Source organism: Haloterrigena sp. H1, from assembly GCF_005938085.1.
GTDB lineage: Archaea > Halobacteriota > Halobacteria > Halobacteriales > Natrialbaceae > Natrinema.
In genome coordinates this window covers 876,613-896,136 of sequence record NZ_SMZK01000001.1, presented here as the reverse complement: position 1 = coordinate 896,136, position 19,524 = coordinate 876,613, and the positions used below count along the sequence as shown (strand labels likewise).

General features: G+C 64.1%; 22 protein-coding genes and 1 pseudogene. 9 read left to right on the top strand and 14 right to left on the bottom strand.

What is annotated here, in order from left to right; all coding sequences use genetic code 11:
• Nucleotides 1-3: 3 nt before the first annotated feature.
• The 7 genes from E2L06_RS04555 to E2L06_RS04525 all read right to left on the bottom strand — a co-directional run bounded on the left by E2L06_RS04555 (nt 4) and on the right by E2L06_RS04525 (nt 6,472).
• Nucleotides 4-876: a precorrin-3B C(17)-methyltransferase gene (locus E2L06_RS04555; RefSeq protein ID WP_138779025.1), complete on the bottom strand. Its 873-nt coding sequence runs from the start codon at nt 874-876 to the stop codon at nt 4-6.
• A complete protein-coding gene (gene cbiG, locus E2L06_RS04550; RefSeq protein ID WP_138779023.1) occupies nt 873-1,865 on the bottom strand; it encodes a cobalt-precorrin 5A hydrolase in 993 nt (330 codons plus the stop codon). The genes E2L06_RS04555 and cbiG overlap by 4 nt, the downstream gene beginning before the upstream one ends.
• A gap of 3 nt (nt 1,866-1,868) precedes the next feature.
• Nucleotides 1,869-2,774 (bottom strand): cobalt-precorrin-4/precorrin-4 C(11)-methyltransferase, encoded by a 906-nt coding sequence (locus E2L06_RS04545; protein ID WP_138779021.1) that lies wholly within the window; start codon nt 2,772-2,774, stop codon nt 1,869-1,871.
• Nucleotides 2,767-3,507 carry a cobalt-factor II C(20)-methyltransferase gene (locus tag E2L06_RS04540; protein ID WP_138779019.1) on the bottom strand — a complete coding sequence of 247 codons (741 nt, stop codon included), beginning with the start codon at nt 3,505-3,507 and terminating at the stop codon, nt 2,767-2,769. The genes E2L06_RS04545 and E2L06_RS04540 overlap by 8 nt, the downstream gene beginning before the upstream one ends.
• A complete protein-coding gene (cbiT, locus tag E2L06_RS04535; protein WP_138779017.1) occupies nt 3,504-4,082 on the bottom strand; it encodes a precorrin-6Y C5,15-methyltransferase (decarboxylating) subunit CbiT in 579 nt (192 codons plus the stop codon). The genes E2L06_RS04540 and cbiT overlap by 4 nt, the downstream gene beginning before the upstream one ends.
• A gap of 216 nt (nt 4,083-4,298) precedes the next feature.
• Nucleotides 4,299-5,081 carry a beta-ketoacyl-ACP reductase gene (locus E2L06_RS04530; RefSeq protein WP_138779015.1) on the bottom strand — a complete coding sequence of 261 codons (783 nt, stop codon included), beginning with the start codon at nt 5,079-5,081 and terminating at the stop codon, nt 4,299-4,301.
• Nucleotides 5,082-5,161: 80 nt separating this feature from the next.
• Complete coding sequence (locus E2L06_RS04525) at nt 5,162-6,472, bottom strand: cobyrinic acid a,c-diamide synthase (protein ID WP_138779013.1); 1,311 nt, start codon at nt 6,470-6,472, stop codon at nt 5,162-5,164.
• A 220-nt stretch (nt 6,473-6,692) separates the two neighbouring features.
• Here E2L06_RS04525 and E2L06_RS04520 point away from each other — a divergent pair, with 220 nt between their 5' ends.
• Entirely contained in the window at nt 6,693-7,253 is a 561-nt protein-coding gene (locus E2L06_RS04520; protein ID WP_138779011.1) for a DUF1802 family protein, read from the top strand.
• Between the two features lie 59 nt (nt 7,254-7,312).
• Nucleotides 7,313-7,480, top strand: a complete 168-nt coding sequence (locus E2L06_RS21725) for a hypothetical protein (RefSeq protein ID WP_171052309.1) — start codon at nt 7,313-7,315, stop codon at nt 7,478-7,480.
• 374 nt (nt 7,481-7,854) lie between these two features.
• On the opposite strand, the gene queC is transcribed toward E2L06_RS21725, so the two are convergent.
• From queC to E2L06_RS04500, 4 genes and pseudogenes are all read right to left on the bottom strand, one after another.
• On the bottom strand, nt 7,855-8,586 hold the full coding sequence (gene queC, locus E2L06_RS04515; RefSeq protein WP_138779009.1) for a 7-cyano-7-deazaguanine synthase QueC: 732 nt from the start codon (nt 8,584-8,586) through the stop codon (nt 7,855-7,857).
• 25 nt (nt 8,587-8,611) lie between these two features.
• Complete coding sequence (locus E2L06_RS04510) at nt 8,612-9,406, bottom strand: 7-carboxy-7-deazaguanine synthase QueE (RefSeq protein ID WP_138779007.1); 795 nt, start codon at nt 9,404-9,406, stop codon at nt 8,612-8,614.
• A gap of 1 nt (nt 9,407) precedes the next feature.
• Complete coding sequence (locus E2L06_RS04505; protein WP_138779005.1) at nt 9,408-9,887, bottom strand: 6-pyruvoyl tetrahydropterin synthase family protein; 480 nt, start codon at nt 9,885-9,887, stop codon at nt 9,408-9,410.
• Between the two features lie 319 nt (nt 9,888-10,206).
• Nucleotides 10,207-10,559, bottom strand: a pseudogene (locus E2L06_RS04500) (helix-turn-helix domain-containing protein).
• A gap of 138 nt (nt 10,560-10,697) precedes the next feature.
• Between E2L06_RS04500 and E2L06_RS04495 the strand changes: the two are divergent.
• Nucleotides 10,698-11,381 carry a molybdopterin-binding protein gene (locus E2L06_RS04495; protein ID WP_138779003.1) on the top strand — a complete coding sequence of 228 codons (684 nt, stop codon included), beginning with the start codon at nt 10,698-10,700 and terminating at the stop codon, nt 11,379-11,381.
• A 10-nt stretch (nt 11,382-11,391) separates the two neighbouring features.
• Here the strand turns inward: E2L06_RS04495 and E2L06_RS22725 are convergent, their stop codons facing one another.
• Nucleotides 11,392-11,520 carry a hypothetical protein gene (locus tag E2L06_RS22725; protein ID WP_283241346.1) on the bottom strand — a complete coding sequence of 43 codons (129 nt, stop codon included), beginning with the start codon at nt 11,518-11,520 and terminating at the stop codon, nt 11,392-11,394.
• Nucleotides 11,521-11,669: 149 nt separating this feature from the next.
• On the opposite strand from E2L06_RS22725, the gene E2L06_RS04490 reads away from it, so the two are divergent.
• The 6 genes from E2L06_RS04490 (at nt 11,670) to E2L06_RS04470 (ending at nt 16,227) form a co-directional block, all read left to right on the top strand.
• Nucleotides 11,670-12,890, top strand: a complete 1,221-nt coding sequence (locus tag E2L06_RS04490; protein WP_138779001.1) for an ATP-NAD kinase family protein — start codon at nt 11,670-11,672, stop codon at nt 12,888-12,890.
• Nucleotides 12,891-13,045: 155 nt separating this feature from the next.
• Nucleotides 13,046-14,077 carry a phosphate uptake regulator PhoU gene (locus E2L06_RS04485; RefSeq protein WP_138778999.1) on the top strand — a complete coding sequence of 344 codons (1,032 nt, stop codon included), beginning with the start codon at nt 13,046-13,048 and terminating at the stop codon, nt 14,075-14,077.
• A gap of 119 nt (nt 14,078-14,196) precedes the next feature.
• Nucleotides 14,197-14,373: a hypothetical protein gene (locus E2L06_RS21720; protein WP_171052308.1), complete on the top strand. Its 177-nt coding sequence runs from the start codon at nt 14,197-14,199 to the stop codon at nt 14,371-14,373.
• Between the two features lie 213 nt (nt 14,374-14,586).
• Nucleotides 14,587-14,811, top strand: coding sequence for a hypothetical protein (locus E2L06_RS04480; RefSeq protein WP_092928986.1), 225 nt, complete (start codon nt 14,587-14,589; stop codon nt 14,809-14,811).
• A 108-nt stretch (nt 14,812-14,919) separates the two neighbouring features.
• Complete coding sequence (locus E2L06_RS04475) at nt 14,920-15,354, top strand: SRPBCC family protein (protein WP_138778997.1); 435 nt, start codon at nt 14,920-14,922, stop codon at nt 15,352-15,354.
• 27 nt (nt 15,355-15,381) lie between these two features.
• A complete protein-coding gene (locus E2L06_RS04470; protein ID WP_138778995.1) occupies nt 15,382-16,227 on the top strand; it encodes a carbon-nitrogen family hydrolase in 846 nt (281 codons plus the stop codon).
• Nucleotides 16,228-16,574: 347 nt separating this feature from the next.
• Here E2L06_RS04470 and glmU read toward each other — a convergent pair whose 3' ends face one another.
• A complete protein-coding gene (glmU, locus tag E2L06_RS04465) occupies nt 16,575-17,765 on the bottom strand; it encodes a bifunctional sugar-1-phosphate nucleotidylyltransferase/acetyltransferase (protein WP_138778993.1) in 1,191 nt (396 codons plus the stop codon).
• 222 nt (nt 17,766-17,987) lie between these two features.
• A complete protein-coding gene (locus tag E2L06_RS04460) occupies nt 17,988-19,520 on the bottom strand; it encodes an aldehyde dehydrogenase family protein (RefSeq protein WP_138778991.1) in 1,533 nt (510 codons plus the stop codon).
• Nucleotides 19,521-19,524: the final 4 nt, after the last annotated feature.

Below are 19,524 nucleotides of genomic sequence, written 5' to 3'. Positions count from 1 at the left end.
TGATTAGAAATCGTCGACGTCACGCCCGCCGCGCGGGGTGACGAGGTACGTTCGGTCGTCGTTGCGCCAGGTTTCGGTCTCGTGGTTGCCGATGATCAGCGAGGTGCCCATCCCGGAGACCTTGTCGTCGTGGTCGGCGGCCTCGCCGAGAGTCGTAATGAAGTGGCTCTCGCCGTTGCGGCCGGCGTCTTCCCGGCCGGCGTCGTTGACGATCGCCACGTAGGCGTCGTCGGTCCGCTCCTCGCGGACGATCTCGACAGCCTTCTCGTAGTTGCGCCAGCAGTTGTAGAGGACGATCACAAAGTCCGAGATAGCTGCTGCCCGCAGTTTCTCCTCGATCTCGTCCCAGCCGCGCCACTTGTCCGACAGCGAGATCGTACAGAAGTCGTTACACAGCGGCGCGCCGACGTTTGCCGAGCCGCCGAGTGCCGCCGTCAGCCCGGGGACGATTTCGATCGGCACGTCCGTCGCGTCGTCCTCCTCTGCCATCTTGAAGATGAGGTCGGACTTGCCGTAGACGGACGGGTCGCCGCCGGAGACGTGGGCCACGTCCTTTCCTTCTCGGACGTGGTCGAACGCCGCGCGAGCGAGTTCGATCTGTCGTCCCATCGTCGACCGGACGATCTCCTGCTCGAATCCGTCCTCGCGGGTCGCAATGCCGTCGTCGTCGACCGCCTCTTCCGGCGGGAGCGTCCCGTCGTCGCGCAGGAACTCCTGATAGAGGCTCGAGGCGATGACCACGTCCGCCGATTCGATGACTTCCTTGGCCCGGAGAGTCATATGCTCGGGCAGCCCGGGGCCGATGCCGACGACGGAGAGGGTCCCGTGGTCGTCGGGGGTGCCATCGGCGGGTGTGGAGTCAGCATCGGAACTCATCGGCCGATCGCCACCGTAACCTCGTTTTCGTAGCCGATTTTCTCGAGGACGAGTTCCTGTTCAGCACCACCCGCAATCGCAGAGGCCTCCGAGACGCCGGGCCAGCCGATCAACTCCTTCGATTTCGAGGGGGTCGGCCCCTCGTGGTCGAGTAGCGTCTCCTTGTCGAAAGCAACCACGCCGAGATCGAGTTCCTGGGCCGCTGCGAGCAGCCCCTCCTCGTCTTCTTTCCGGGTCGCGGTGCCGACGAACTCGACGTCGTCGAAGTCGTAGTCGGTCTGTTCGAGGGCTTGCTCCCACGCGGCGAGGAACGACTCCTTGCTCGCGCCGGAGACGCTGCCGGTGCCGATGACGACGCCGTCGTCCTTGTTGCGTTTGAGGACGGTGACGTCGTCGCCGACGAGGACGGCCTTCGGGCCCTCGAGTCGGGCCACGGGGCCGAGGTTGTCGTCGAGAACGGCGAGGTTCGTCTTGACCGTCGAGTCGCCGTTGACGACGTGGGCGTCCATCGCCTTCGCCTTCGACTCGACGCCCTGCTTGCCGGCGGCCTCACTCGCGGTGGTCATGGCCGGGACGGCACCCATCGTCGCGAGATCCTGTGCGACCTGATTCGCGCCGTGGTGGCCACCCGTGATCGGGATGGCCCACGTCAGTTCCTCGTCGACGACACAGATCGCAGGGTCCTCCCACTTATCGTCTAACAGGTGGGCCGTCTTGCGCATCGCGATGCCCGAGGCCATCAGACCAATAAAACAGTCGTACTCGCCCCAGTGCTCCTCGAAGACGTCGCCGTGGTACTCGATGATGTCGATCGTCTCGTAGCGATCGCCGATCTCGGCTTTGATCTCCTCGGCGGTGTCCATCTTCCGGCCGAAGGAGATGATCGCGATCTCCTCGGCGACTTCGCCGTCTGAATCCGGCGTCGAACAGTGGCCGCCGGAATCCGATCCAGCATCGTCGGTCGCGTCGTCAGCGTTGTCCGTACTCATAGGTTAGTCGTCTCCTGCCTGTGTTTCCGATTCGGTCGTCTCGCTCGAGTCTGCACCGCGATTCGCCCAGTCACCGTAGAGGAAGGATCGCTCGTAGCCCGCGCCGGTCACGGCGTCGCCGATGACGACCAGTGCAGAGGCGCGATAGCCCGCCTCCTCGACCTTGTCGGCGATCGTTCCAATATCGCCGATAATCACGTCCTCGTCCGGCCAGGAGGCGTGGTAGATCACCGCGACTGGCGTTTCGGGGTCGTGGTCGTCCTCGAGCAACCGATCCATCGTGTCGCGAACCGCGTGGGTCCCCAGATAGATGCAGGTCGTCACGTCGCCCATCTCCACGAACTCGGAGATGTGGTCTTCCTCCTCGGTCAGGGTCTTGCCCTGTGGCCGGGTGAAGGCGACGTGATTCGAGACCTCGTTGAGCGTCAGTTGGGTTCGCAGCGTCGCGCTGGCCGCGAAGGCCGACGTGACGCCCGGCACGAAGTAGGTCGGTACGCCCTCGTGTTCGAGCGCGTCCATCTGCTCGAGTGCGGCCCCGTAGATCGCGGGATCGCCGCTGTGGAGCCGAACGACGTTGTCGCCGTCCTCGTAGGCGTCCCGCATCAGCGGGATGAGTTCCTCGAGGTCTTTCCCGACCGAGTTCACCAGCTCGGCGTGGGCACAGTACTCGTCGAGAAGTTCGCTGTTGACCAGCGAGCCGGCGTGGACGACGAGGTCGGCTTCCTCGAGCAGTTCCTTGCCCGCGACGGTCAGCAGTCGCGGGTTGCCGGGGCCGGCCCCGACGAAGGGGACGCCCTCCTGGTCGTCGCCGGCGCTGTGCTCGAAGATCCGGTCGTCCAGCTCCTCACGGCGGCGGTCGCTCTGTGAGTCGATCGCGTCCTGTGGGTCGTTGGGTGTGTCGTCAGTCATCGGTTTCCTCCGCGGCTGTCGCAGACCGGCCGCCGGCGTCGCTCGCCTCGGTCTCGAAGGCAGCGGTCGCCTGTTCGACCTCGAGATCCTCCTTTTCGGCGTAGGCGAGTGTGTAGTAGTCGCGTTCGTCGATTTCCTCAGGGTCGTCGGTGATCATGGTCTCGCCCTGTTCCATAAACAGCCGGCGGCCGTAGGTCACGTCGTAGCCGGCCTCGACGAGTCCCTCGTGGGTCGCGGGCGCGTCGGTGACTTTGAACAGGATCATCCGATCCGGACCCGTCGGGCTCGAACCGGCGGCGGCCTCTCGCAGCGAGAGCCCCGCGCCGGCTTCGATTTCGACTCCCATCGCGGTCGCGAACGCGGTGACGGCGCTGACGCCGGGGACGATCTCGAGGTCCACGTCGGGGTGGAACGCGTCGATCGTCCGGCGCAGGTGACCAAAGGTCGAGTAGACGTTCGGATCGCCGAGCGTCACGAACGCGACGTCGCCGTCGCGTGCGTTCGGGGCGATCTCCGCTGCAGCCTCCTTCCATGCCCGGCGCAGTTTCTCCTCGTCTTTCGTCATCGGGAAGTCCAGATCCCCGATCTTCGACTCGTCGACGTGGTTCAGGGCAACCGTCCGCGACAGGCGGCCCGGCGAGTAGACCACGTCGGCCGACTCGAGGACTTCTTTCCCGTGAACCGTGACGAGGTCGGCTTCGCCGGGGCCGAGTCCGACGCCGTACAGCGTCATCGGCTCACCTCGTCGCTTTTCTCGTCCGGGGTTGCGCTCCCGACCAGCATGTAGACCGGGTTGTCCGAATTAAAGCTCGTCGCGCCGGCGAGTTCGTAGCCGTGGCTCACCTGGAACTGGACGACCTCCTCGAGCAAATCACGCTCGCGGAAGGCCTCGGTCGCTCTCCCGGCGACCTCGAGCCGCGAGACGTTCATGACCACGCGGTCGACCTCGGTGTCGACGGCGTGGTCGAGCACCGCTTCGAAGTTGCGGCTGCCGCCCAGAAAGAGCGCGTCGGCGTCGTCGGGTAGTCCCTCGGGCGCTTCCGCGTTGCGCAGGTCGATATCCGCTCGAATCGCGTCCTCGTTGGCGGCGATGTTCTGCTCCGTCGTCTCGAGTCGCTCGGGTTTGCGCTCGATAGCGGTCACCCGCCCGGCTCGCTGTGCGGCTTCGATCGTGATGGCTCCGGTACAGGAGCCGACTTCCGCGAAGTGGTCGTCGGGCTCGAGCGCGAGCTTCGAGCCGACGACGGCGCGGACCTCCGGCTTGGTGGGTCCGGCCTTCGCGTCGTGTGGAAGCGCGATGGGTGGCATCATCCGTGGGAAGTGAGTCCGACACTAAAACAATTTTGTTTGTAGTAGACCAACTGCGGTTGCTCAGCTGTGATTGAACTACCACAATTCCCGTTGTTAAAGGCGAGCTGACAGTCAGTCTCACGAGAACGGTCGCCAGAGACACCGTCGTCGCGAACTCGCAAAACGAGACTCGAGTCAGTTCCAGCGACCCAAGCGAACGCGACCGCCGCGCGATTACCACTCCATGCCGCCGTTGATTCCGAGCACCTGCCCGGTCATGTACTGCGCCTGATCGCCGGCGAGGAAGCGAACCATGCCGACGATGTCTTCGGGTTCGGCGAACCGATCGAGCGGAATGTCTTCGCGGATCTTTTCTTGGACGCGTTCTGGGACTTTCTCGAGCATATCGGTCTCCGTAAAGCCGGGTGCGACGCAGTTGGCCGTCGAATCGTGCGCGGCGAGTTCTAACGCCAGCGTCCGGGTAAACGCAAAGAGACCGCCTTTCGAGGTCGCGTAGTTGGCCTGGCCGTAGTTGCCCTGCTGGCCGACGACGCTCGAGATGTTGATCAATCGTCCGTGATCGGACGTCTTGATGTCCTCGTAGAACGCCTTCGTGCAGTTGAACGTCCCATTGAGGTTGACGTCGATGACCGTCCGCCAGTCCTCGTAGGTCATGTTCTCGAACGTCCGATCGACGGTGATGCCCGCGTTGTTGACGAGGACGTCGATCTCGCCGAGTTCCTCGTGGACTTCGTCGGCCATCCGCTCGACCTGTTCGGGATCGGAAACGTCGGCCTGGACGGGGACCGCCGTCTCACCGTTTTCCTCGATCGCCTCGCTCACTTCTCGGGCAAGGTCATCCGAGGAGCGGTAGTTGACTGCCACGTCGGCACCACAGCGAGCGAGTTCGAACGCGATCTCGCGGCCGATCCCGCGCGAGGAGCCGGTGACGAGACAGGTGCGATCGGTCAGCGGCTTGCGCGCGAGGGGCTCGAGGCGCTGGACTGTTTCAGCCATGACATATGATATGCGCTCCCACGTGTTAACTATTCGACCTCGTTTCAAAATCCGTGAATGGTTGCGCGAGCGCTACGTCGTCATCGATCGACGCGCTCGAGGAACCGGTCGAACGCTCCGCTTTCGGGATGAACGTGGACGTACGTGCCGAGCGCGTCGTACTCGGTCAGGCCGTCGTGGTCGCCGTCGATGCCGTCGCCGCGAACCGTCTCGAACGCGAACCGCGCGTCGCTGTCGACGTCGGCACTCGAGTAGTGGAACTCGTGGCCCCGGATCGTCTCACCGGCGGCTGCCGTCAGCGTTCCCGCCGTGGCTTCGAGTTCGACGTGATCGAGGGCCTGATAGCGATCGCACATGGTCACGTCCGCGGGCAAGATACCGGCCATCGTGCTCGTCTCACCTTCGGCCGTCGTCAGCGATTGAGTCATGGCCATCAGGCCGCCGCACTCGCCGAGCACTGGCAGTCCCTCGGCGGCGCGGTCGCCCAGGTCAGCCAGCGTCCCGGCTGCCTCGAGGTCGGCAGCGTGCAGTTCGGGGTAGCCACCGGGCAGGTAGACCGCGTCGCAGTCGGGGACGCGGTCGCCTGCGACCGGCGAGAACGTGACCAGGTCGGCCCGCTCGCGGAACCGCTCGATCGTGGCCGGATACCGGAAACAGAAGGCCGCGTCGCTGGCGACGGCGATCGTGGCGTCGACCGGCGCTGCCGTCTCGGATTCCCCCGTCTCGGGCGCGGGTGGCTCGCTCGCGACGGCCGCCAGCCGGTCGGCTCGCAGCGATTCTGCGGCGTCAGCGAGTGCCTCACGTGGCAGCGCGGCCTCGTCGCCCATCTCGAGTCCGAGATGCCGGTCGGGAATCTCGAGGTCACTCGATGGGGGAATCCGACCGAAATACTCGAGGGAGTCGGGCAAGGCGTCGCGAATCCCCTGCTCGTGGCGGCCGCCGTGGGCGCGCTGGGCGACGACGCCGGCGACATCGATGTCACGGCCGATCGCGTCGGCGTACTCGCGGAAGCCGAGGGCGGTCGCCGCGACGCTTTCCATGCCCGCTTTGGCGTCGACGACGAGAACCACGGGGAGATCGAGGGCTTCGGCAACCATGGCGGTGCTCGAGCCGTCGCCATCGTACAGGCCCATGACGCCCTCGACGACGCAGATGTCGCCCTCGCCACGCTGATAATTTCGGCGGAGGCCGTCTGCCCCCTCGAGCCACAGATCGAGCGTCCGGGAGGGCCGTCCTGCAATCGCCTCGTGGTGGCTCGGATCGATGAAATCCGGGCCCGCTTTGGCCGGCTGGACCGCGTGGCCGGCGTTCTCGAGCGCCTGGATGATCGACAGCGTCGCGACCGTCTTCCCGACGCCGGAACTGACGCCGCCGAGGACGAACCCCTTCATCGGCTCCACACCGGGACGAGGGCGGCCGTCCCTGCAGTTGCAGCCTGTGTCCGCGCGAGTGCGGTAGTTCTCACTAGCATCATTGTACTTGCGTTAGTACAACTCGACTTGAATCCGTCGGTGCATCCAACGGTTCTCGAGAGAGGAGACGGGGCGGGCTCGTCGACAGTCAGTGCCAATCGGCAGGATACTTGTCCCTCGTTTGCATCGGCCAGAACGAATGAGTTCCATCGAATCCACGAGCGACTCGATGCCGGCGCTGAAAGAGCGCGCTGGCGTCGTCAACGCCATGATCGACGGCGCACAGACCGTCCTCGTGCGCCACCCGACGCTCGATCCCGGCGAGATCGACGAATCGTTCGCCCTCTATCCGGCCTACAGCCACCAGAATCCGGCCCGCTACCAGTCGGAGTTCGAGGGCTACTACCACCGGGCGAGCGCCAAACCAGACGCCGGCGTGCCGATCCGCGCGATCGCCGACGTCCGCGAGGAGTACACCGTCTCGAGCGACGAGCTCGCAGCGCTGGCTCGCCACTACGTCTACACGCCGGACGGTCTGCGCGACAAGTACGATCTGGACGATGAACTGCGGGTGCTGTTGCTCCGGGTATCAGAACTCGAGTCGCCCCAACTGATCGAGGAACGCAGTAGCTACCGGGGCTGTCGGGCCTGGATCGACTTAGCCAAGGACGTCGCGATCGACCGCGAGTCAGTCACGCCTGTGCTCGACGACGCGACGTTCGCCGAACGCAAGGCAGCGGTTCGAGACGCGCTCGAGTGACCACCACCACCGACGAGTTTAACCGCTCGAGTCGGTTACGACCGCTCCCTCGATACACCATGACCGACACGACCAATACCGAGACCGGCGAACACCTTCGTGCGGCGCTTCGCCACCTCGAGGCGGCCCGCCAGGAGGGAGAGCTCCGGAAGACGAACGCCGTCGCGCTCGAAAACGTGTCGAATACCGTGTCGACGGTGCTTCGGGAATACGAAGGCGACGGGTAAGCGGTCGGCCGGTTTGTATCGCCAGTCTAACGCGTGGCACCCTCGGGCCGAGATATTAATGCGTGACACTCACAAGCACGCTACTTATGATACCGCAACGCGGAGTCATCCCTGTCACTGGGCGATAGCAAGTCCGGTGATCGACAGGCTGTCTCGCGTGTCAAGCACCGATAATCGGGCCACGCGTCCTCGGGGAACAGAGAGAGAAAAGCACGAACGAGGATCTGAGCACCGTTTCGCGTGGCCATTTGGGGGCACTCGGTACCGGACGCGGTACCGATTTTCATACTGCCGGACAGAACGATGTGAAGCCGGCCGCAAATTCGCGACCGGCTTCGTATTGACTGCTGTCCAGTAGTATCACAACGCGATCGCTACTCGTCGACGTACGACGGTCGTTCGGCGTGCTCGATCGGGTCGCGAACGCCAATATTTTGGAACGCCTGGAGCCGGAACGCACAGGCGTCGCAGGTTCCACAGGCGGGTTCGTTCTCGCGATAGCAACTCCAGGTGTGTTCGTAGGGAACCTCGAGTTCGACGCCGCGTGCGGCGATGTCGGTCTTCGAGTGCTCGACGAACGGCACTTCGATCGCGATCTCGGTCTCGGGTTTCGTACCGACGTCGACCACCTGCTCGAAGGCCTCGAAGAACGCAGGTCGGCAGTCGGGGTACCCCGAAAAGTCCTCGCTGTGGGCACCCATGAACACCGCCTCACAGTCGTTGGCCTCCGCGTAGGAGACCGCCATCGCCAACAGGTTCGCGTTCCGGAAGGGGACGTACGACGAGGGGATCTCGTCGCTCTCCAAGTCGGCGTCCGCGACGGCCATCTCGTCGTCGGTCAGGCTCGAGGCGCCGATCGCCGCGAGGTGGCCGGTCTCGATTCGCAGGAAGTCGGCCGCATCGAGCTCGTCGGCGAGTCGACGGGCACACTCGAGTTCGCGATCCTCGGTGCGCTGGCCGTAGGACGTGTGCAACGCGTAAATCTCGTAGCCCCGTTCGCGAGCCTCGTAAGCGGCGGTGGCGCTGTCCATCCCGCCAGAGAGGAGGACGACGGCGCGGTCAGTGGTCGATTCGTCGGTCGTGGAGTCGCTGGGTGTCTCAGTCATCGTGGACTCGAGTCAGATATTGGAATTATGTTTCGGGCGCGTCGTTCCAGAGGTCGACGTGCAGCCGCGGCGTGTACCGGAAGCCGTACTCCATCGCCAGGTCGGCGACCCGGCTGCGCGTGTCGGCGAGTCGCTCGCGGGTTGCCCCTTCGGGCATCAGGAGCACGTCGTCGTCGCGGATCGGGACGTCGGCGGCCGCTCGCAGGTCCGCGAGCACCTCGAGAATCTCCGGCATGTCGTCGGCGTCGGTCACGACGAATTTGAGCTGAAAGTCGTAGTCAGCGACGAGCCGGGCGAGCGCGTCGAGGTCGATCCGATCGGCTTCGTGGCGCTCGGCCCACTCACCCTCCCCCGAAGGATCGCGCTCGGGCGTCGGCGTGCTGCTTGCGAGTTTTGGACTCACGGAGACGAGATCGATCGGCGCGTCCCGGTAGATCGTCCCGTTGGTCTCGACGGTAGTGTGATAGCCCCGGTCGTCAAGAGCCTCGAGCAAGGCGACGCTGTCCTCGTGGAGCAGTGGTTCGCCGCCGGTGAGGACGACGTGGTCGGCGTCGTAGGCCTCGATCTCGGCGACGATCTCCTCGAGCCCCATCCAGGCGTGAGTCGGCTCCCAGGAGGTGTGATAGGAATCGCAGAACCAACACCGCAGGTTACAGCCGCTCGTGCGGACGAACACCGACGGGACGCCAGCGAGGGTTCCCTCACCCTGCAGCGAGTAGAACAGTTCATTGATCGGCAAGCCGTCGGCTGACTCGTCGCCACTGGGTTCGGCGTCGGTCTCACGACCGGATTCACGGTCGACGGAATCGGAAACCGGCATCTCAGAGCGTGCTCCCCCCACAGAGTTCGTTCGTCTCGTTGACCTGTACCGCGACGTCAGTCACCGTCTCGGGTAAGGCTGCCGCGAGTTTCCGCTCGAGAACGACGCTCATCACCTCGGCCGTCGGTGGATGTTCGAGGACGACGACCGCGTCGTCGTCGCCAGCCGCTTCGAAGGCCTCGATAAGGGGATCGCCGGCCTCGAGCAGGAACATATGATCCCACTCGTCGATCACCTCGGTAATATCACCTTTGTCGGCGATCCACCCCTCTTCGGTTAAGTGTCCTGCGACGGTGACCGAGATTTCGTAGTTGTGGCCATGCGGCCGCGAACACTTGCCGTCGTGGTGTCGAATTCGGTGGCCAGTGCTGATTCTGATCGGCCGGTCACGGCCGACATGGAGGACGCGACGGTGTCCGACGACACTGTCATCCGTCGTTGTGGCCGGTCCGGAGTCGCGCGTCTTAGCGGGAGTGGTCATACTTCGGTATTCTTTCGAGAATACTTAAGGATGGTCGATCGAAGCCGATCCACTCCCGGGCGTGGCCGTCGTGTGCCGCCAGGAAACGACGTGGTCGGTCAGCGTCGACACTGACGGTGGACTACCGAAAATCCAGTTTCGCGCGGGCAGTCGTCGTCGGTGGTGACCCGGGAACGTGCTCGCGTGGTCGCTGATCGGCAGGTGACCGTCTCATACTGCCGGACAGAACGACGTGAAGCCGGTCGCATGTGTGCGGCCGTCACCTGTCGGACAGCCGTGAATTTGCGACCGGCATCGTATTGACTGCTACCCAGTAGTATCAGCTCTCGAGCTGGTCTTGAAGCCTGTTTTTTGCCTCTGTCCGTCGTTTCTGTGAAAATTCGGGTGTCTCGAGAAGTCGATCTCGATCTCGTCTAACGTTCGACGGTAGATGTTCGTTCGTCTTCCTTCGTCGGACAGTCGCCGCCCTTCACACGTCAATAATCCTGCATTGACAAGTTCTTCGATCCGACGATAGCAGGTCGCGATCGGAATTTCGATATCTTCGCTGAGGGCTTGTGCTGATTTCGGCGTGTCTGCTGCACAGAGTATCTCGACGCTGTATTTACTCCCCAGTGCGGAGAGCACTGTAGCCGAATCCCCCTCGGTTTGTTTTATCTGGCTCCGAGACATACTCCCTTCGTTACCAATTATCAAAATTGAATCTTGTGGTTACTACCATTTCATCGAAAGTCCTCACCAAACGATAGTACAGATGGTTTGATACATCGGGGCGAGACGCATTTGAACGACGGGTACAAACGCTCCGGTATGAACGTCGCGGTTGTGACGGTCGGAGACGAACTACTCGCTGGACGAACAACGGATACGAACGCCACGTGGCTCTGCGAGCAACTCGACGATCGCGGCGTCGATGTCGAGCGCGTCACGACGGTTCCGGATCGGGTCGGCGACATTGCTCGCGTCGTCAACGAGTACCGCGCCGAGTACGACGCCGTCATCGTCACGGGTGGGCTCGGGCCGACCCACGACGACCTCACGATGGAGAGCGTCGCGGCCGCGCTCGGGCGTGACCTCGAGGAACACGACGAGGCCCTCGCCTGGCTCGAGGCGGACGGCTACAGCCGTGACGACCTCGTGGCAGGGACGGCCACGTTGCCGGCCGGTGCGCGGGCGCTTCACAACGACGTGGGCGTCGCCCCTGGTGCTGCACTCGAGGATGTCTACGTGCTTCCCGGCGTCCCTGCCGAAATGAAGGCGATGTTCGAGACGATCGCCACGGAGTTTTCGGGGACGCCGACCTACCGCGAGGCGGTCGTCGCCGACGAACCCGAAAGCGCACTGCTCGATCGCATCGCCGAACTGCGGGACCGCTTTGACGTCGCCGTCGGGAGCTACCCGGGCGACTCGGTCCGGATCGAACTCAAAGGCACTGACGAAACGACCGTCGCTGACGCGGCCGCGTGGCTGCGCGAGCGGGTCGAATCACCGTAAGATGGTGCCGTCAGCGGTACAGATAGAGCGTCCAGACGACGACGACGAACAGGCCAAGCGCGAGTGCGCCCCAGCCAACCAGGTTCATCGGGAGCTCCGTTTCCGTCGCGAGAACAGCGGCGTCGGTCAGTGCGTTCATGATCGGCGATCGGTCCGCATCCCTCTTAATCCTTCAGAAATCGTGCGCGTCGCTCGGCCCGTCGCCGTCCGCGTGCTGGGCCGTGACGGCGACGATATCTTCGGTCGGCGACACGATATCGCTTTCCGGCTGGCGTGCGACGGTCGGGTATGGAGTCCATCGGCGTCGTCGTCAACCCGATCGCCGGGATGGGTGGTCGGGTCGGGCTGAAGGGGACCGACGGGAAACTCGAGGAGGCACGCCGTCGCGGTGCCGAGCCACGAGCGCCGGAGCGGGCGCGCGAAGCGTTACGGTCGCTGCACCGGCGTGCACCCGAGGTTACCGTCTACACCGCCGCCGGCGTGATGGGCGAACGGGCGGCCCGGGACGCTGGCTACGAGCCGACAGTCGTCTACGACCCGGCCACAGCCCGTGGGGACGACCCGGCCAGACCCGGCGATCCCGCAACCGCTGAGACGACGGCAACCGATACCCGCAGGGCAGTCCGCGCGTTGCTCGAGCACGATGTCGAGTTGATCCTGTTCGTCGGCGGTGACGGCACCGCAGTCGACGTCGCCACCGTGCTCGAGGACGCGGATGCCACCGAGGGAGTCTCGACCGGCTCCCGAGCGACGAACGGGTCTCGAGCCGCCGAGACGCCGATGCTCGGCGTCCCGGCCGGCGTCAAGGTTTACTCGTCGGTCTTCGGCGTGACGCCGGCCGATGCCGGTCGTATCGCCGCCGAGTTCGACCGCGTCGAGGCTCGCGAAGTCAACGACATCGACGAGGCCGCCTATCGCAAAGGAGAGGTCAGGACGGAACTGCAGGCGATCGTGCCAGTCCCCGTCGCGCCGGACCTACAATCGAGCAAGCAGGTCTCGAGCGGGAGCGTCGATTCGCTGGCAACGGGGTTCGCCCGCGAGGTCGAGCCCGGTCGGACCTACGTCTTCGGCCCCGGGAGCACCGTCGGTGCGATCGAGGCGGAACTCGGTATCGATCCCTCGCCGCTGGGTGTCGACGTCTGGCGGGCCACAGCCGATACCGAATCGGACGGAACTGCCTCCGAACGCGGCTCCGACGGGCGCGAGGGGACAGTACTCGCCCGCGACGCCGCAGAAACGGATATACTCGAGACTCTCAAAGATCCGGTGACGATCGTCGTCTCGCCGATCGGTGGACAGGGCTTTCTTTTCGGTCGCGGGAACCACCAGATCTCACCGCCGGTGATCCGTCAGGCAGACGAGATCGCCGTCGTCGCCTCGGACGAGAAACTCGACGGGATCGACTCGCTTCACGTCGACACCGACGACGAGGAACTCGACGACGACCTCCGGGGTTGGCAACAGGTGCGGACCGGGCGGTTCACCACGCGAATGCTGCCCGTATCCTGATGCATTGTGTTGCTCACTGGCTGTTGTGTAGGGTTACTGTGTGAATAATTTAAGGGGCGCTTCGTAACGGCCATCAGTCACAACGATATAACGATTGCACTCGAGATAATGACTATATAGTCAAGATTAAGGTCGTCTCAAGCCTACGACCTGGTATGGAAACGCGGAAAGTGCAACGACTCGGCCCGTCGACACTCGCAATGACCCTTCCCGCGGAGTGGGCGTCCGAACACGACGTCGAGAAGGGCGACGAGGTGTCGTTGCGGACCAGCGGCAAGGGCACCCTGACCGTGATGCCCGAGTCCGCGAGCACGGAGGAGACGGAAGCTATCATTCACACCGACGACTTAGACGCCGCCGCCGTCGAGCGTGCGATCGTCGCCCAGTACGTCCTCGGACGGCGTATCATACGGATCGAGCGCGAAGACGGCGCGCTCGAGTCGGATCACATCAACGCGGTCTATCAGGCCGAAACCCAGCTCATGGGACTCGGCGTCATCGAGGAGACCCCCGAAAGCATCTCGATCCGCTGTTCGGTCGACCCCGAAGACTTCACGCTCGACAACCTCTTGGAGCGCCTCGAGCGAACGGGCCAGACGATGCGCGGCGAGTCGATCAAGGCACTGGCTCACGGCAATCCCGATCTGGCCCAGCGCGCCCTGAACCGGGAGCGACAGGCGAACAAGATCTTCGTCCTCCTGTTGCGCCTGATCTTTACGGCCTACCAGAACCCCAACCTCGCGCGGGCGGTCGGCCTAAACAGTGGCTTCCCGCTGATCGGCTACCGCTCGATCGCGAAGAACCTCGAGTTGACCGCCGACAACGCCGAAGATATCGGCGATATCGTCATGGAGACCGAAGGCCACACGTTGAACGTCGATAGTTCGGTGATGCGTGAGATTCGCGAACTGAACGAGATGGTCGACGAGATCACGTCTCGAGCCGTCGAGGCGGCCGTCGAGCGCGATTACACCAAGTCCAACGAGGTCCGGGCGCTGTTCCACGAGATCTCCGACCGGGAACAGGAGATACTCACCGAACTGCCCGAGATGGAAAACAAAGATCTGCTTCGGGTCCGTGAAGTCCTCGTCAGTCTCCAGCAGACCGCCCAGTACGCGATGCGAAACGCCGAAATCGCAGCGAACCTCGCGCTCAACGAGGAGTCCGAACACACGACGATCAAGTGATCCGGTCGTCGGCCGATCGGCCGACGACCAGCAAAGCCGTTCGGCGTCGTCAGTGAAAGCGGCCCCGGAACCGCCCAGTAATGAGTGAAGTTAAGAGACCCCACACACAACGCCCGAGCATGGCTACGCAAACCGAGACGGACAAGGGTATCGGACTGGGGCTCGCACTGGGTGCACTCGCAGTGATCGGCGCACTGGTCATGCTCGTTGGTGCACCGGACGTGACCGCGGCGTGGGGCTTCGCAGGAGCCGTGATCTTTAGCTCGCTGGCAGTCGTCGGCATCCACCTCTCCTAATACTGCTGGACAGAACGATTTGAAGATCGATCGCTCGGACGCGGCCGTCGCCATCGGAGACGGCCGGTTTTCGCGATCGACATCGCACTGACTGCTGTCCGGCAGTATAAGCGATCGAGAGGTCGAGCGTGGGACCGAGCGTCGACCGACGGCACCTGCCCCTCCTGCCGTTAAGAGTTAAGACCGACGAACGCGTAATGTTGTGTACGGACGATGAACGACTACTCCGACGAAGAGCGGCGAATTATCTCGTACCTCCGCGAGAGCGCCGCCCGTGGCGAGCAATACTTCCGGGCCAAAAACATCGCGGACGCGATCGGACTCTCGTCGAAGCAAGTAGGCGCTCGGCTGCCACATCTCGCGGAGAAAACAGACGAAGTCGACATCGAGAAATGGGGCCGCGCCCGCTCGACGACCTGGCGAGTTACCATCAGCTGATCTCCTCGCCGCTGCTCGCGGACCGCCATCGATGTCGGCTGCCACCATCGGGAGGCCGGTCGCTCGCCGGTCCACGGATTTTTATCCGTCTACCCCACACGTACGGGCATGACTGTCCGTGTCGATCGGTCGTTCGACGTGGCGGCGTCGCCCGAACGCGTCTGGGAGTTCATCGCCGATCCGGCGAACCGAGCGCGATCTATCAGCGTCGTCGAGACGTACACGGTCGAGGATCGAGAGGGACGACGCGTCACCTGGCAGGTGTCCCTGCCAATTCCCCTCATTCGTAAAACTGTCAGGGTCGATACCGAAGACGTCACGCGACGACCGCCGGAGTACGTCAAATTCGTCGGCAAATCGAAAGTGATGCGCGTCACTGGCGAACACACGATCGTTGAAACCGACGCCGGGTCCCGGCTCGAGAATCACTTCGTCGTCGATGGCAAACTCCCGGGCGTCGAGAAGTTCTTCAAGCGCAACCTCGATTCGGAACTCGAGAACCTGCGGCGTGCACTCGAGCGAGATCTGCAGACGACACGGTAACGGTACGCGGAAACACAGAGAGTGACAATGATACCTCCCAACGCTGCCAGCGAGGAAGCCGACGACGCTCTCTCGATCGGGCTCGCACAGCTCGAGATCGAGGCCGGCCACGTCGAGGCGAACGTCGATCGTGCACTCGAGGCGGTCGAAGAGGCCGCTGCCCGCGGTGTGGATCTGGTCGCCCTGCCGGAACTGTTCAACGTGGGCTACTTCGCATTTGACCTCTATACGCGCCACGCCGAACCGATCGCCGGCGAGACGTTTTCCCGGCTGCAGAACGCGGCAGCCGACCACGGGATCGCCGTCCTCGCGGGGACCATCGTCGAAGACCTGGCGGCAACCGATGCCGTCGAGACGCCAGCCGACGAGGGACTGGCGAACACCGCGGTGCTGTTCGACGCCGATGGCACTCGCCAACTCGTCTACCGGAAACACCACCTCTTCGGCTACGAGTCCGCGGAATCCGAACTGCTCGTCCCCGGCGAGCGACTCGAGACGGCGACGATCGGCAGCGTGACCGTCGGCGTGACGACCTGTTACGACCTCCGATTCCCGGAACTCTACCGGCAATTAGTCGACGACGGCGTCGAGCTCGTTCTCGTTCCGAGTGCGTGGCCCTACCCCCGCATTGAACACTGGCAGACGCTCTCGCGAGCGCGCGCGATCGAAAACCAGTGTTACGTCGCGACCATCAACGGGTCCGGCGCGTTCGAGGATGCCACGTTGCTGGGTCGTTCGACCGTCTACGACCCGTGGGGCGTCACGCTGGCCTCGAGCGGCGACGGGCCAACGCTGGTGACGGCCACCGTCGAGCCGGATACGGTCGCAGACGTCCGTGCGGAGTTCCCAGCGCTCCGAGACCGCCGGCTGTAGGCCGGCAGCAACGTCGAGTACGGCCGGCAGCGAGTGACGGCTCGACCGCTGACTTTTTGATGAGGCACGCCTTCGGTACGGACGCCGGGACAGACGCTTTTCACGTCGAAACCGGCATGCGCGTCGCTCCGGCCCGTCGCATGCGCTCGGTTCCCGGGACCGAGCGCACACCCGTCTCCTCGTCTTCCGCGTCCCACCTTTCGCCCCCACATCCCACCTTCCGCCGCTTCGTCCGCTCACGAAGCGCAACGAGAACGTGTTCATCTAAAACGGAAAGTCGCCGTAGCGGAGATCGACTCCACCGAGAGTCGAATTCAGCGGACAGACTCGATCTCGAGTGGCTGTGGTTATCGGTCCCGTTCGACGGTTTCGCCGGGCATGGTCGTCGCGCCGCTCGTGAGCTTCAGGCCAGGCGTGAGACTCGTGTTGATCCCGGTTTTGGCTCCGTCGCCGGCGACGACGCCGAACTTCCGCCGGTCGGTCGAGACGCGCTCGTCCTTGACCGTAAACCGGATGTCACCGTCGTCGTGGCGCAGGTTCGCGACGTTCGTCCCTGCGCCGAAGTTGACGTTCCGACCGAGGACGCTGTCACCGACGTACGAGAGGTGACTAACCGACGTTCCCTGTGAGATGACGCTGTTTTTGACCTCGACGGCGTGGCCGACTTCGGCGTCGGCTTCGATGAGCGTCGCGCCACGGACGTAGGCGTTCGGTCCGACCTCCGCTCCCTCGCGGATCAGCGCCGGGCCCTCGATCACGACGCCGGGCTCGACCGTCGCACCCTCCTCGACGACGACTGCCCCCTCGAGCGTGGCATCCTCGCTGACGTCGCCATCGACGCGCCGCTCGAGGTCGGCCAGTTTCCATTCGTTTGCCTCGAGCAGTTCCCAGGGGCGGCCGACGTCGAGCCACCGCTCGAGCGTGACGGGCGTGACGTCGTACTCGTCGATTACCTGCGCGACGACGTCGGTGATCTCGCGTTCGCCACGTTCGCTTTCGGGCACCTCGAGCCACTCGCGGGCTTCAGCAGGGAATGCGTAGGCCCCCGCGTTGGCGAGGTTCGTCGGCGGATCGGCGGGTTTCTCGACGATCCCCGTCACGGAGCCGTCCCGTCCGGGTTCGGTGCTGAGAACGCCGTAGTTGCTCGGGTCGGCGACCTCGATCGCACAGACGGCCGGACAGGCGTCGAACAGCCGGTCGATCGCGGCCGGATCGTAGAGGTTGTCGCCGTTGAGGACGGCGAACGGACCCTCGAGGTTGTCGCGGGCGGCATTGACGGCGTCGGCGGTCCCGGCCTGCTCTTCCTGGATCGCATACGAGATCGGCACGCCACGGTATTCGGGACCGAAGTACTCCCGGACCGTCTCAGCCTCGTAGCCGATCACCAGCACGACTTCGGTTGCGCCAGCGTCGATCGCCGCGTCGACGGTGTGGGCCGCAAGCGGCCGGTCTGCGACCGGCAGCATCGGCTTCGGAATCGATTCGGAGAGCGGTCGCATGCGCGTACCCTGGCCTGCAGCGAGAACGACTGCCTTCATGTACTGGCCCCTTCCATGAATCGTCGGATAAGCGGTTCGTTTGCCGGTGGGAACTGAGAGGGGACCGATCCGTTGATAGGACGGGGGCTGCTATCGTGGCGCTAACAGGGAGGACGACGCGACATACTCCTCTGTCCACTTGCTACTGCACAGCAAACCGGCGACAGATAGATTCCGGCGGCGTGAGGCCGGCGGTCTCGCCTCGAGTGTTACTTGCCGTCGTCAGTCTTCGGAGGTCTCGATATCGGCCGACAGCCCCTGTGCCATTTCGATCTCCTCGGCGTTGTTCATCGTCCACGCGGTGCGCTCGGTGACGGCTTCGATGGCCTCGCGCGCGCTCGGATACCCGTTCCCGGACTTCTTGACGCCGCCGAAGGGCAGTTGGACCTCCGCGCCGATACACGGCAAGTTCGCGTAGGCGAGTCCGACCTCGGCGTGATCTCGGAAGTAGTTGAGCTGGCGGTAGTCCTCCGAGATTATCGCGCCCGCCAGTCCGTAGGGGGTGGCGTTGTGCATCTCGACCGCGCGTTCGATGTCGCCCGAGTACTCGAGGATGGCGACGTGGGGGCCGAAACACTCCTCGTTCAGACAGCGCAGATCGGGCTCGTAGTCGATCTCGTAGACGAACGGGCCGACCCAGTGGCCGCCCTCGTGACCGTCGGGGATCTCGCTGTCCGCGAGTTCGAACCGGTCGACGAGAACGTTTGCACCCTCCTCGCGTGCGAGGTCGTTATAGCTCCGGATCTTCTCGACGTGATCGGCCTCGATCGCCGGTCCCATGAAGGTATCCTCCGCGAGCGGATCGCCGACCGCGATGTTCTCGGCGACGTCGACAAACCGGGCTTTGAACTCGTCGTAGACGTCTTCGTGGACGATCAGGCGCTCGCTCGAGACACAGCGCTGGCCGGTCGTCTTGAACGAGGACATGATCGCCGCGTGGACTGCGGTATCCATGTCGGCCTCCGCTGTAATCACGATCCCGTTCTTGCCACCCATCTCACAGGCCGCGAGCTTCCCGGGTTCGCCGCCGACTTTATCGGCGATTTCGTGGCCGACCTCGGCCGACCCGGTAAAGAGGACGGTGTCGACGCGCTCGTCGTCGGTGATGGCTGCGCCGGCGTCGCCGAATCCTTGGACCATGTTGAACACGCCGTCCGGGATACCGGCGTCTTCGAACATCTCGGCGATAATCTGGCCACACCACGGCGTCTGTTCGGCGGGTTTCCAGACGACCGTGTTCCCTTCGACCAAGGCGATAGCCATATGCCAGAAGGGGATCGCGACCGGGAAGTTCCACGGCGTGATACAGCCGACGACGCCACGCGGTTTGCGCCGCATGTAGGAGTCTTTGCCCGCGACCTCCGACGGAACGACGTCGCCGTGGGGGTGGCGTGCGTTGCCGGCTGCCCACTCGACCATGTGCCAGGCCTCGGTTACGTCGGCTTTCCCCTCCGAGATCTCCTTGCCACACTCCTTCGAGACGATCTCCCCGAGTTCCTCGTGGCGATCGCGCAACTCGTGGTAGATGTCCCAGAGGTGCTCCGCGCGGTCGATATACGACTTGTCACGCCACGCCGGGAAGGCTGATTCGGCGGCCTCAAGCGCCGCGTCGACGTCGGCCTCGGTCCCGCGCCGGAACGTCGCCAGCGTCTCACCGGTGGCGGGATTCTCGCTCTCGAAGGTGACGCCATCGCCATCGGCCCATTCACCGCCGATGTAGTGGCCGTGTACCTGTTCGGTGGCTTGCTGGCTCATACGA